This window comes from Methyloceanibacter sp., assembly GCF_050726195.1.
GTDB lineage: Bacteria > Pseudomonadota > Alphaproteobacteria > Rhizobiales > Methyloligellaceae > Methyloceanibacter.
This window is the reverse complement of the sequence record NZ_JBOHJC010000020.1, coordinates 52,070-64,913: the sequence shown is the minus strand read 5'-3', so window position 1 is coordinate 64,913 and position 12,844 is coordinate 52,070. Positions and strand designations below refer to the sequence as shown.

Annotated in this window: 11 protein-coding genes; 9 read left to right on the top strand and 2 right to left on the bottom strand. The window is 66.3% G+C overall.

What is annotated here, in order from left to right:
- The 3 genes from ACRECX_RS13490 to ACRECX_RS13480 form a co-directional block, all read left to right on the top strand.
- Positions 1-753: ImuA family protein (locus ACRECX_RS13490; protein ID WP_431559359.1), on the top strand; the 753-nt coding region annotated here is incomplete at its 5' end.
- The gene (locus ACRECX_RS13485) at positions 659-2,254 is read left to right on the top strand and encodes a Y-family DNA polymerase (RefSeq protein ID WP_431559358.1); all 1,596 of its coding nucleotides are present in this window, start codon (positions 659-661) and stop codon (positions 2,252-2,254) included. The genes ACRECX_RS13490 and ACRECX_RS13485, both read left to right, overlap by 95 nt.
- Positions 2,251-5,835 carry an error-prone DNA polymerase gene (locus ACRECX_RS13480; protein ID WP_431559357.1) on the top strand — a complete coding sequence of 1,195 codons (3,585 nt, stop codon included), beginning with the start codon at positions 2,251-2,253 and terminating at the stop codon, positions 5,833-5,835. Before ACRECX_RS13485 ends, ACRECX_RS13480 begins: the two co-directional genes overlap by 4 nt.
- A gap of 43 nt (positions 5,836-5,878) precedes the next feature.
- Here the strand turns inward: ACRECX_RS13480 and ACRECX_RS13475 are convergent, their stop codons facing one another.
- A complete protein-coding gene (locus ACRECX_RS13475; protein WP_431559356.1) occupies positions 5,879-6,292 on the bottom strand; it encodes a hypothetical protein in 414 nt (137 codons plus the stop codon).
- On the opposite strand from ACRECX_RS13475, the gene ggt reads away from it, so the two are divergent.
- From ggt to ACRECX_RS13445, 6 genes are all read left to right on the top strand, one after another.
- On the top strand, positions 6,272-8,032 hold the full coding sequence (gene ggt, locus ACRECX_RS13470; protein ID WP_431559355.1) for a gamma-glutamyltransferase: 1,761 nt from the start codon (positions 6,272-6,274) through the stop codon (positions 8,030-8,032). The two genes, ACRECX_RS13475 and ggt, sit on opposite strands and share 21 nt — an antisense overlap.
- 45 nt (positions 8,033-8,077) lie before the next feature.
- Positions 8,078-9,085, top strand: a complete 1,008-nt coding sequence (locus ACRECX_RS13465) for an FAD-dependent oxidoreductase (RefSeq protein WP_431559354.1) — start codon at positions 8,078-8,080, stop codon at positions 9,083-9,085.
- Complete coding sequence (thiS, locus tag ACRECX_RS13460; RefSeq protein WP_431559353.1) at positions 9,063-9,260, top strand: sulfur carrier protein ThiS; 198 nt, start codon at positions 9,063-9,065, stop codon at positions 9,258-9,260. Before ACRECX_RS13465 ends, thiS begins: the two co-directional genes overlap by 23 nt.
- On the top strand, positions 9,260-10,048 hold the full coding sequence (locus ACRECX_RS13455) for a thiazole synthase (RefSeq protein WP_431559352.1): 789 nt from the start codon (positions 9,260-9,262) through the stop codon (positions 10,046-10,048). Before thiS ends, ACRECX_RS13455 begins: the two co-directional genes overlap by 1 nt.
- A 29-nt stretch (positions 10,049-10,077) precedes the next feature.
- On the top strand, positions 10,078-10,707 hold the full coding sequence (locus ACRECX_RS13450; RefSeq protein WP_431559351.1) for a thiamine phosphate synthase: 630 nt from the start codon (positions 10,078-10,080) through the stop codon (positions 10,705-10,707).
- A gap of 82 nt (positions 10,708-10,789) precedes the next feature.
- The gene (locus ACRECX_RS13445) at positions 10,790-11,776 is read left to right on the top strand and encodes a CHAD domain-containing protein (RefSeq protein ID WP_431559350.1); all 987 of its coding nucleotides are present in this window, start codon (positions 10,790-10,792) and stop codon (positions 11,774-11,776) included.
- On the opposite strand, the gene pqqB is transcribed toward ACRECX_RS13445, so the two are convergent.
- Complete coding sequence (gene pqqB, locus ACRECX_RS13440; RefSeq protein ID WP_431559349.1) at positions 11,773-12,711, bottom strand: pyrroloquinoline quinone biosynthesis protein PqqB; 939 nt, start codon at positions 12,709-12,711, stop codon at positions 11,773-11,775. The two genes, ACRECX_RS13445 and pqqB, sit on opposite strands and share 4 nt — an antisense overlap.
- Between the last annotated feature and the right edge of the window lie 133 nt (positions 12,712-12,844).

The window sequence follows — 12,844 nt, the reverse complement described above, 5'->3', positions numbered from 1 at the left end:
CCCCCGGGTGGGGGTCCCATTGCAGCTTTGCGGAAGGCTGACCCCCTCCCCGACCCTCCCCCTTTCAGGGGGAGGGAGTTTCCCCTCCACCACCTCCACCAGGGCGGGCTCCACGAGCTCAAGCCGGAAGCCTATCGCGACACCCCTGCGGCCCTCGGTTTCGCCCTGTCGGTCATCGCTGAGCTTACGGGCCAGGCAAAATGTCGCGGCCTCGTGCTGTGGTGCCTGACTCAGGCAACGGCGCGGGACTTGGGGCGCCCCTACGGCCCTGGCCTGGCAAGCGCCGGGCTAGACCCCTCTCGCTTGCTCATCGTCGAGGCACGGACGGAAGATGACGCCGCATGGGCCCTCGAGGAGGGACTGAAAAGCGGCGCGCTCCTCGCCGCCCTCGCCGGAACCCGTATCAGGACACCCCTCGCCGCACGTCGCCTCGGCCTTGCCGCGCAAGCCTCCCGCACCCCTTGCCTGCTCCTCTCCGGGCATAGGGGTGCGGGCCTTCCCGGCACCTTGACCCACTGGCGCATCGCCGCTGCGCCAAGCGCGCCGGCGCCATTCGATAGGAGCGCGCTCGGCGCCGCCTGCTGGCGCCTCACTCTGGAGCGCTGCCGCGGCGCCGCACCGGGGCAGAGCTTTCGCGTGGAGTTCAGTGAGTTCAGTCATGAGTCGGATCGTCTCCGTGTGGCTGCCGCATCTTGCGATCGAGCGGTTGAAGCGGGAAAGAGCGGCGCAGGGCGGCGCATCAATATCGGATGACCGTCCCTTCGCCCTTGTCGGCAGCGAAGCACGCGGGCTCCTGCTCACCGCCGTCAATGCGCGATGCGCCTCCGACGGGCTCCTGCCCGGCCTGAGCCTCGCCGACGCCCGCGCCATCTGCCCACACCTCTCGACCGCGCCTGCCGCGCCCGACAAGGATGCCGAGGCGCTGCTTGCGCTCGCCCGCTGGTCGTCGCGCTATAGCCCGTCCCTCAATGTCGATGGCGAGGATGGGCTGTGGCTCGACATCACCGGCGTCGCCCATCTCTTCGGCGGCGAACAAGCGCTCCTCGAGGATCTTGCCGCGCGGCTCGCGCGCCTGGGGCTAACCACGCGGCTTGGCCTCGCCGAAACCTTGAGCGGGGCACACGCGCTCGCTCGCTTCGCGAAAGCCTCGTCGCGCATCGTGCCTGACGACAAGATTGCAAGCGCGCTCGCCCCCCTCCCCGTCGAGGCTTTGCGCCTCGACCCCGACGTCGTGCTCCTGTTGCGGCGTCTTGGGCTGAAGCGCATCGGCCAGCTCTATGACCTGCCGCGCGCGAGTCTCGAGCGGCGCTTCCATTCGCGAGAAGCGGCGGAAGCCGTTCTGCTCCGGCTCGATCAGGCGCTCGGCCGCCGCAACGAGAAGCGCGCGCCTTTGCTGCCGGCCCCCGACTTCGCGGCACGGCTTTCCTTTGCCGAACCGCTCATCACTCATGATGGTGTCATCGCCGGCCTCGAACATCTTGCCGGCGAACTCTGCCGGACCTTGGCGCGCGCAGGAGAGGGCGCGCGGCGCATGATCCTGTGGGCGGCGCGCAGCGACAGCTCCGCCGCCGCGATCGAGGCCGGCTTGAGCGCGCCGTCGCGAACGCCCACGCATCTCGTGCGCCTCCTGAAGGACAAGGTCGAGACCATCGACATGGGCTTTGGCGTCGACCTCATGGCGCTGGCCGCACTCGCCACCGAACCGCTCCGATCCGAACAGACGAGCCTCACCGGCACGGCGGAGAAAGCGACGCCAGAGGTTCTGATCGATTCGCTCGTCAATCGCTTAGGCACCAGCGCCGTGCGCCGCCTCTTCCCGCGCGCGAGCCACATTCCTGAGCTGGCGCACGTCTCACGCGACGCCTTTGCCGGCCTCCCCGCCTGGACGGACGATGCGGCCACGAAGCCGCCGCGGCCACTCTTGCTTCTTGCGCGGCCCGAGCCTTTGCAGGTTATCGCCGAGATCCCCGAAGGCCCGCCGGCGCGTTTCACTTGGCGTCGCTTGCGCCGCCGCGTGGTCAAGGCCGAAGGACCCGAGCGCATCGCCCCCGAATGGTGGCGTGTGCTCACAGGATCCACATACTCCCCGCTCCCCCCTTGTGGGGGAGCAAGTGGCAAGCACCCACTAAGACCCCGCGACTATTACCGCCTCGAGGACGAGGACGGCTGCCGCTACTGGGTGTTCCGCGAAGGCCTCTACCAGGACAGCGATGGAGAGCCCCCATGCTGGTTCCTACACGGGGTGTTCGCATGACCCGCTACGCCGAGCTCGACGTCACCACGAACTTCACCTTCCTCACCGGCGGCTCGCACCCGGAAGAGCTGGTGGCCACGGCCAAGGCTCTCGGCCATGACGCCATCGCCGTCGCCGACACCAACACGCTTGCCGGCGTGGTGCGTGCCCATCTCGCGGCGCGTGAACTCGGCATCAAGTTCATCGTCGGCGTCCGCCTCGTCCTGCAAGACGCGCCGAGTCTGCTCGTTTACCCAACGGACCGCGCGGCATACGGCCGGCTCTGCCGTCTCCTCACCTTGGGCCAGCGTCGCGCCGAGAAGGGGGACTGCATCCTCACGCTCACCGACGTTGCCGCCCATGCCGACGGCCTCATCCTCATCGTCTTGTCGACTGACAATTTTTGGTCAAAACGCCCTCACCCGGGATGGGACTCGCGGCAGCCTCACAGCAAACTCTCTTGTGCAGCATCAAACAGAACAGCCGAGAAACTCCGTGGCGAAGCCGCAAATACCAACCCCTCTCCCCTCGCGGGAGAGGGTGGCGCGAGGCTCGCGGATGCGAGGCTCGCGCCGGGTGAGGGGGCCGGGACTAGCGATTTTGAATCTGATCTCCGTCGCATCAAAGAGGCACTGCCACCAGGCACGCCGCTCTACCTCGCGGCGCGCCACATCTATCGCGGCGACGATCGCGCCCGCATCAAAGCTCTGGCAGACCTTGCGGCGCGCGCACAAATCCCCCTCGTCGCCACCGGCGCGGTGCTCTATCACGCGCCCCACCGCAAGCCGCTGCATGATGTGCTCACCTGCATCCGCGAGAAATGCACGATCCACGAAGCGGGGCTTCGGCTCGAAGCCAATGCCGAGCGGCACCTGAAATCGTCGTACGAAATGGCGCGCCTGTTCAAAGGCCACGAGGAGGCGCTTGAGCGCACCATCGAGATTGCAGAAGCCTGCAACTTCTCCCTCGACGAGCTGCGCTATGAATACCCGGACGAGCCGGTGCCCGAGGGCAAGACGCCGCAATCGCATCTTGAGGATCTCACCTGGGACGGCGCCAAATGGCGCTTCCCGGACGGCATCCCGGCCCATGTGCGCGCGACGCTGGAGAAGGAGCTCGCGCTCATCGCCGAGTTGAACTACGCGCCGTATTTCCTCACCGTCCACGACATTGTGCATCACGCGCGGGGCCTCGGCATTCTCTGCCAGGGCCGCGGCTCCGCCGCCAACTCCGCCGTCTGCTACTGCCTCGCCATCACCAATGTCGACCCCACCGAGATCGATCTCCTGTTCGAGCGCTTCGTCTCGCCGGAACGCAAGGAGCCGCCGGACATCGACGTCGATTTCGAGCACGAGCGCCGCGAGGAGGTGATTCAATATATCTACGCCCGCTACGGCCGCGACCGCGCCGGGCTCGCCGCCACCGTCATCTCCTATCGTGGCCGCTCGGCGGTGCGCGAGGTGGGCAAGGCGCTCGGCCTCTCCGAGGACACCGTCGCCGCGCTCGCCACCACCATCTGGGGCTTGAGCAATTCGTCTCTGCCGGAAAAATATGTGCGCGAGGCGGGGCTCGATCCATCAGACCCCCTGCTCGCGCGCTGCCTCGAGCTCAGCCACGAGTTGATCGGCTTCCCCCGCCATCTCTCCCAGCACGTCGGCGGCTTCGTGCTGACGCGCGGGCCGCTCTCCGAGGTCGTGCCAATCGGCAATGCCGCCATGGAGGACCGCACCGTCATCGAATGGGACAAGGACGACCTCGATGCGCTCGGACTGCTGAAAGTGGATGTGCTCGGCCTCGGCATGCTCACCTGCATCCGCAAGGCCTTCGCGCTGCTCAAAGCGCATTACGGCAAGGACGTCAGCCTCGGCACCGTGCCGTGCGACGATCCTCTCGTCTACGACATGCTGTGTCGCGCCGACTCCATCGGTGTGTTCCAGGTCGAGAGCCGAGCGCAGATGAACATGCTGCCCAGGCTGAAACCCCGCTGCTTCTACGATCTCGTCATCGAGGTCGCCATCGTCCGCCCCGGGCCCATCCAGGGCGACATGGTCCACCCCTATTTGCGCCGGCGCTGCGGGGAGGAGGCCGTGGAGTTTCCCTCACCTCATCCCGACCATGGGCCGGCCGACGAGCTGCACCAAGTGCTCGGCAAGACCATGGGCGTGCCGCTGTTCCAGGAGCAGGCCATGCGGCTCGCCATGGTGGCGGCGAAATTCTCCGGCCCCGAGGCGAACGAGCTCCGCCGTGCCATGGCGACCTTCCGCCGCCGCGGCACCATCGATCGTCTGCGCGAAAAGATGATCGGGCGCATGATTTCGCGCGGCTATCCACCCGATTTCGCCGAGCGTTGCTTTAACCAGATCAAGGGCTTCGGCGAGTATGGCTTCCCCGAGAGCCACGCCGCGAGCTTCGCCCACCTCGTCTATGTCTCGGCCTGGCTCAAATGCCACTACCCGGCGGTGTTCGCGGCCGCGCTCTTGAACTCGCAACCGATGGGTTTCTACGCCCCGGCGCAGATCGTGCGGTGCGCCCGCGAGCACGGCGTCGAGGGGCGCGCGCCCGACGTCAACGCGAGCCTCTGGGACTGCACCTTGGAGCCCATTGATCCCTCCCCCTGCAAGGGGGAGGGTGGTTCACCCGGCGAGCCGGGTGAACCGGGTGGAGGTCCCAAGACAGAACCTGTGGGATTTGACCCCCACCCCGGCCCTCCCCCTTTCAGGGGGAGGGAGTTACACTTCGCCTTACGTCTCGGCCTTCGCCAAATCGACGGCTTGCGCGAGGACGACGCGCAGAAGCTCGTCGCAGCGCGCGATGATTTGGCTCTATTCCACGACATCCGCGACCTGTGGCGGCGGAGCGGCGTCGCGCGCGCGAGTCTCGAGAAGCTCGCCGCGGCCGACGCGTTCCGCTCCCTCGGGCTCGACCGCCGCCAAGCCTTGTGGGAGGTGCGCGCGCTGCCCAAGGAAATTCCCCTGCCGCTGTTCGATCATGCCGACGCGGCCGAGGTTGGCGTCGAGCCGGAAGTGACGCTTCCCACCATGCCGCTCTCCGAGCACGTGGTGAACGACTACCGCACTTTGCGCCTGTCTCTCAAAGCCCATCCCATGAGCTTTCTGCGCGCCCGCGCGACCGCCGCGCGGATCATCTCTAGCGCCGCGCTCAAATCGGCGCGCGACGGCGCGCGCGTGAATGTCGGCGGCGTCGTGCTGGTGCGCCAGCGCCCGGGCTCCGCCGCCGGCGTGGTGTTCATGACCATCGAGGACGAGACCGGGATCGCCAATGCCGTGATCTGGCCCAAGGTGCTAGAGCGGGAGCGGAAGGTCGTGATGGGCGCGCGCCTCGTCGTGGTGCATGGCAAGGTGCAGCGTCACGAGGACATCATCCACGTGGTGGCCGAGCGGCTCGAAGACCGCAGCGACTGGCTCTCCCTCCTCACCGAGGACGGCGAGGCTTTGAGCGTGGCACTCGCCAACGCCGACCACGTCAAGCATCCTGGCGGTGAGGACTCACGCGAGCGGGGGACTCGCCGCCATCCTCGCTGGCACCCGCGCCGCCACCCGCGCAACGAGCGCATCATCCCCAAATCCCGCGATTTCCACTAGTGAGCCAGATACCGAAACAATCCAGCGTCACATTCGCCATGAACTAAAAGATGCACTCTTGGAGCTTGGCTAGATCGGCTTCGGCTGCAGCTTTGGTGTCATAGCCCTCCGCAATAATCAACCCGCCGTCTGTTGTCTCCTCCATAACCGTCGCGCCCACGATTTTGCGATTTGCATCGAGGTGCGCGACGTAACACTTATCGGTGTTGGGATCCTTCGCAGCAATCCAAATGCCGTTCCCAACAATCTTTGACCCAAAGGCAGGGTCGCCGAAAGCCAACAGGAACGCCGTAACAAGAAGACAGTTGCGCACGATATGACCTCCCTTGGTTCGAGTACGCGAGAGGATGGTACTCCAACTACCATACGTTGTGCCACTCTTGTATTGGTAGGCGGGATGTCGTTGATGGTGCGCAAACTTAACTATGGTGATGGCATGAGGAAGCTTTTGCGCCATCTCGTCTTCTACCTGTTTGCCGCTGCTCTGACCTCCACCGCTAGCGAGTGGGCACCGCATGTTCAGGCCCTGGAAATGCCGGAAGGCGCGAGCGGCTTCACGCCGAAGCCTCTCGTCACGGCGAAGAAACACATGGTCGTCGCCGCCCACCCGCTCGCCGCGGAAGCGGGGCTCGCCATGTTGCGCCAAGGGGGCAGCGCCATCGACGCCGGCATCGCCGCGCAGATGGTGCTCAACCTCGTCGAGCCGCAATCCTCGGGACTCGGCGGCGGCGCTTTCATGCTCTACTGGGACGCGGCCGCCGGGACGCTATCGAGCTATGACGGCCGCGAGACCGCACCGGCGGCGGCGGCGCCCGAGCTGTTTCTCGACGAAAGCGGCGCGCCGCTACCGCGCGACGAGGCGATCGCCGGCGGACTGTCCGTCGGAGTGCCCGGCGTGCTTGCCGCGCTCAAGCTCGTGCATGACGAATACGGCAAGCTGCCCTGGGCCGAGCTGTTCCAGCCTGCCATCGCGCTCGCCCGCGAGGGCTTCCCGGTGTCGGCGCGCCTGTCAAAGATGCTCGCCGACATGGGCCCTGAGCATTTCACCCCGGACGCCCGCGCCTATTTCTTTGACCCGGAGGGACGGCCGCGCCCAGCCGGCGATAAGCTCACGAACGAAGAGTTGGCCGAGACCTTCGAGATGATCGCCCTTAAAGGGCATGACGTCTTCTACAATGGCGACATCGCCCGTGACATCGCGCGCGCGGTGCAGAGCGACCCGCGCCACGCCGGCAGGCTTACCATCGACGATCTCGCCAACTACCGCGCCAAGAAGCGGGAGGCGGTATGCGCCCCCTATCGTAGCCGGAAAGTGTGTGGTGCAGGACCGCCGTCGTCGGGCGCCATCGCCGTCGGCCAAGTGGTTGGGATCGTCGAGCCGTTCGACCTCGGCACAGCACCATTCGACCCGCGCGCCGCGCACCTGATCGCCGAGGCCGAACGCCTCGCCTATGCCGACCGCGCCCGCTATGTCGCTGACCCCGATTTCGTCGCCGTTCCCGTGAGCGGGCTGCTCGATCCGGACTATCTCGCCGAGCGGCGCGCGCTGATCGATCCGAACAAGGCGCAGAGCGAAGTGACCGCCGGCACGCCGCCTGAAGTCGAGCGCGGTGCCTTCGGCATCGACGCGACGAACGAGAGAGGCGGCACGAGCCAGGTCTCTGTGGTCGACGCCGACGGCGACGCCTTCTCGCTGACTACAAGCATCGAGTATGCGTTTGGCGCGCGCACCATGGTGCGCGGCTTCCTGCTCAACAACCAGCTCACCGATTTCTCCTTCCTGCCCGGCGATTCGGACGGGCACGCAATCGCCAATCGCGTCGAGCCCGGCAAGCGCCCGCGCAGCACCATGAACCCGACCATGGTGTTCGGCGACGACGGTAATCTCGACTACGTGCTGGGCTCGCCCGGCGGCCCGGCCATCATCTTCTTCAACCTCAAGGCCTTGTTCGCGCTGATCGATTGGCAGATGGATGCGGCGGAAGCGGCAGCCCTGGTCAATTTCGGCAGCACCGAGAAGACCGTTCTCATCGAGCCGGGCGCGGCATGGGACGCGCTCGCCGCAAGCCTCGAGGCCAAGGGTCACAAGGTGCGCCGCATGCCCATGGCGAGCGGACAGCACATCATCGCCGTGACCCCTGACGGGCTCGAAGGCGGCGCCGATCCGCGCCGCGACAGCGTGGCTCTCGGTGACTGATTCCGAGGCTAGACAGAAGCTTCGCTCTCAAGGCACCCATGCCTCATGAGTAGACCTCTCTCCATCGCCATTCGCGGCGCCGGCATTGCCGGCCTGTGGCAGGCGCTGGTGCTGGCCCGCCGCGGCCACAAGGTCGCACTGCATGAGCGATCGGCGGAAGCCTTCGCCGAAGCGTGCAGCCCCTATGCCGGCGCTATGCTCGCGCCGCGCTGCGAGGAGGAGAGCGCCGAACCCGTGATCCGCGTGCTCGGCGAGCGCGGCATTGCGCTGTGGAAGGGCGCCTATCCCAGCCTCGTCGCCAAGGGCAGCCTCGTGGTCGCGCCGCCACGCGACCGCGTCTTGCTCGACCGCTTCGCGCGTCTCACCCAAGGCGCGGAGCGCCTGGACGCGAGCGCGTTTGCCTCGCTCGAGCCGGACCTCGGCCCGCGCTTTGGTACTGCACTCTATTATCCCGGCGAAGCCCACTTGAATCCGGGCGCCGCTCTCGCCTTCCTCTTGCAGGAGGTAGAGAAGGCGGGTGTCGACGTGCGGCTAGGCTCAGGCGAAATCCCTCAGGGAGCTGACCTCGTCATCGATTGCCGCGGGCTCGCCGCCAAGGACAGTCTGCCGACCCTGCGCGGCGTCCGCGGCGAGCGCATCGTCGTGCGCGCAGCCGAGATCGCCATTGAACGGCCGGTACGGCTGCTCCACCCCCGCTTCCCGCTTTATCTCGTGCCGTGGGGCAACGGCCTGTTCATGATCGGTGCCACAGCCGTCGAGCGCGAGGACGGAGGCCCCGTTACCCTGCGCTCTGCGCTCGAATTGCTGAGCGCCGCCTATGTGCTGGACCCGGCGTTCGGCGAGGCGGAGATCATCGCCCTCGGCGCCGGCGTGCGGCCCGCTTTCCCCGACAATCGGCCTAGGATTATCGTCACGAAGGGCTATATCTACGTCAACGGCCTCTACCGGCACGGCTTTCTGCTCGCCCCGGTCCTGGCCGAGCTGGTCGCCGACTATCTCGAGCTCGGCGCCATCGATTCGGAGGTCTTCGTTGCTGATCCTGCTCAACGGTGAGCGTTTCGCCACCGACGCAAGCAATCTCGATGAGCTTTGCGCCAAGCTTGGCTTCGCCGAGGCGAAGGTCGCCACGGCGGTGAACGGCAGCTTCGTGGCCGCGGCGATGCGCCGGATTACGCAACTATCCGAAGCCGACGAGATCGAGGTCGTGGCGCCGAGGCAGGGCGGCTAATGCTCGAACTCTACGGCACACACTTCGCCTCGCGATTGCTGCTCGGCACGGCGCACTATTCATCGCCCGACGTCTTGCGCCAGGCGGTCGAGGCCTCCGGCGCCGAGATCGTCACCGTCTCGCTCAGGCGGGAGTCGGCGCGCGCTCGCACGGGCCAAGGCTTCTGGGCCCTCATCGAGCAACTCGGCCGCCGCGTCCTGCCCAATACCGCCGGCTGCCGCACGGCGAAGGAGGCGATCGCTACCGCACAGATGGCCCGCGAACTGTTCGGCACGAACTGGGTCAAGCTTGAAGTCATCGCCAACGACGACACGCTTCAGCCGGAGCTGTTCGGCCTGGTCGAGGCGGCGACCGTATTATGTGCCGACGGATTCGAGGTGCTGCCCTACACCACCGAAGACCTGAGCGCGGCGGAGCGCCTCGTTGCCGCGGGCTGTTCCGTGCTCATGCCGTGGGCGGCGCCGATCGGTTCGGCACAGGGCATCGTCAACAAGCCCGCGCTCGAGACGCTGCGCGCTTATTTCCCCGACACGCCGCTGATCATCGATGCTGGCATCGGCGCGCCGTCACACGCGGCGGAGGTCATGGAAATGGGCTATGACGCCGTCCTGCTGAACACGGCGGTGGCCAAGGCCGGCGATCCGGTGAAGATGGCGCAAGCCTTCGCCAAAGCCATCGAGGCGGGCCGCTTCGCCTTCGAGGCTGGCCTCGTCGAGCCGCGCGATATGGCATCCCCCTCCACCCCGGTGGCCGGCACGCCGTTCTTCAAGATCGATCACGCCTCCTGACCGCAGCTTCTTCCTGGGGTACGAGCGCGATGCATCTCGACCCGTTCTATCCCATCGTTCCCGACACCGATTGGCTCGCGCGTCTCTTGCCGCAGGGCGTGAAATTCGTGCAGCTGCGCATCAAGGAGAAGCCCCTCGACACCGTCCGCGCCGAGATCGAGAAGGCGATCAGGCTGTGCGCCGATCATGCCTGCCAACTCGTGATCAACGATTACTGGCGAGAGGCGATCGACGCCGGCGCCGGCTTCGTGCATCTCGGACAGGCGGATTTGGCGGGCGCCGATCTCGCCGCGATCCGGGCAGCCGGTATCAAGATCGGCATCAGTACGCATAGTGAAGGGGAACTGGAGGCGGCGCTTGCCGCCGCTCCGGACTATGTGGCGCTCGGCCCGATCTACGCGACCGCCTTGAAGAAGATGCCCTGGGCGCCGCAAGGCCTTCCCCGTCTTGCCGAGTGGCGTGCACAACTCAGCTGTCCGCTCGTCGCCATCGGCGGCATCACCCTCGACCGGGCGCCGATCGTGCTCGCGGCCGGCGCCGATACTGTCGCCGTCATCACGGACATTGTGACAAGCCAAGACCCTGAACTCAGGGCACGAAACTGGATTGCCGTCACAAATCCATGGCGCAGCTTGTCAACAGACTATCCACAAGCGTGATTGTTGACTTTGTGGTTGACCGCGCATGCGGTGACGAGGAATCATTCCTCTTGGGCACTGGGAGGCATAAGCGGGGACAGTGATGAGTTACCGGCTCGATCCGGCATTGCCGATGAGCGAGGCCTTGCGATGCGTGGCCTTCGCCGAGCTTGAGATCGCCCACGGCTCCCTGTCGACCCCGCCCGACCGTCATACTGGCGTGCATAGCGCGCGCAAGTGCTTGAAAAGGCTTCGCTCTCTGCTCATGCTGGCGCGGCCCGGGATGCCGGAGCCCATCTTGAGAAACCTCACAGACCGTATTGCTTCAATCGCCAAAGGCCTCGCCGCGGCGCGTGACGCGCAGGCGCTGATCGACGCCCTCGACAAGCTCGAACGCCATACCGAGCCTGGGCCCGGTCAAGGCCCGATCCAATCTATCCGCGGTTGGCTGCGCAAACGCCGCCAAGCTGCCGAGCAGAACCTCGAAAACAGCACCGCGTCGGAAGCGATGCGCAGACTGCTCGAGCTACGTCCGGCCTTCGCCGGGCTCGCCGTCTATCCCGACGACTTCAGCCCTCTCGCCAGGGGTCTGGAGCGCTGCTACCGCGCCGCGCGCAAAAGCTTCAAAGCCTCGCTCGACGCCGACGAAGCCGACGACATCCACGAATGGCGGAAAGGGGTGCAGCATCATTGGCGGCAGATGCAGCTCCTGACGCCGTGCTGGCCGTCCGAACTGTCGGCGCGCGTCGAGGCCGCGCGTTCGCTGTCGCAGCTGCTTGGCGACGACCATGACATCGCCGTGCTGCTCCACCTCGTCTCTATGCCGACCATGACCTTCGGCACACCCGACGAGACGGCGGCCTTTATCAAGCGCTGCCACAGGCGTCACAAGGTGCTGCGCAAGGAAGCGCGGATCAAAGGTGAGAGGCTGTTCATCGAGAAGGCGCGACCGTTTGCGGAACGTATCGAGGCCTATTGGTCGACCGCTTCGGTCGCCGGGGACAAGCCCGCCCCTGCAGTACGGCCGCAACAACCCGGCAACGTCGTCGCCTTCGGCGAAGCGCGCACTGGGCGCGCCAACCAGAGCTAGAGCTTCACAACCATCCCATCGTAGGCAACCTCCCACCCCGCGGCCTCGACCGCCGCCCGCTCGGGTGAGTCGTCGCGCAGCACCGGATTGGAATTGTTGATGTGGATAAAGATCTTGCGAACGATGCCGAGCGGCTCGAGCTGGGCGATCGTCCCCTCCGGCCCCGACATGTTCATGTGGCCGATGCGGTCGCCCGTCTTGTTCATCAGCCCTTGCGCGATCATCTCGTCGTTGGTGTAGAGCGTGCCGTCGAAGAACAGAAGTGGCGCACCTTTGAGACGGGCACGGAGCGCATCGTCGACCTTGGAGCAGCCGGGAATAAAGAAGAAGCGCTGTCCGCTCGACTCCTCGGTCACCTTTAGGCCGACCGTGTCGCCTTCCTGGGTGCCGAAACTCCCGCCGGTGCCCGCCACCTCGTCCTCGAGATAAAGCGGAATCTTGCCGGGAACGGCGAACGCCTCGACGGTCAGCCCCACGCGACCCTCGGGCCCCTCCACCGCGAACGGCTTGCCCAGCACCATGGGCTCCCGCCTGACGAGATCCGGATTGAGTACGTCGAATATGCTGTTCCCCGCGAGCACGTCGAGCACGCGCGTGCTGCCATAGATCGTGAAGGGCTGGCTCTCGCGCAGACATAGCAGCCCGGCGACCGCATCCACATCGCCATTGGTCAGAACCACCGCCTTGATGGGGCTGTTGCGCGGTGACCCGGCAGGGTCCGGCTGCAATTCCGGGGTGTCGTTGATCTGCTGCCGGAGATCGGGGGCCGCGTTCAAGAGAACCCACTGCCGCCCGTCGGCGCTGACCGCGACGGAGGCCTGCGTGCGCGGCTTGACGGTCGCCACCCCTTTGCGCGCGTCAGCCGAGTTTCTGCCGTTGCAATTCCATTGCGGCAGGCCGCCGCCCGCCGCGGACCCAATGACCTTGATCAGCATGATGTCACGGTCAATGGCGGCTGCGGGCTGGGATCGTCAAGACAAAAAGAGCGGTCTCAGTCAGGGTCGGGGGCGACTCGGTGCGTGCTCCCGCTGAGGCGAAGGAGCCAACGCACTGCTTAAGACAAGCAAA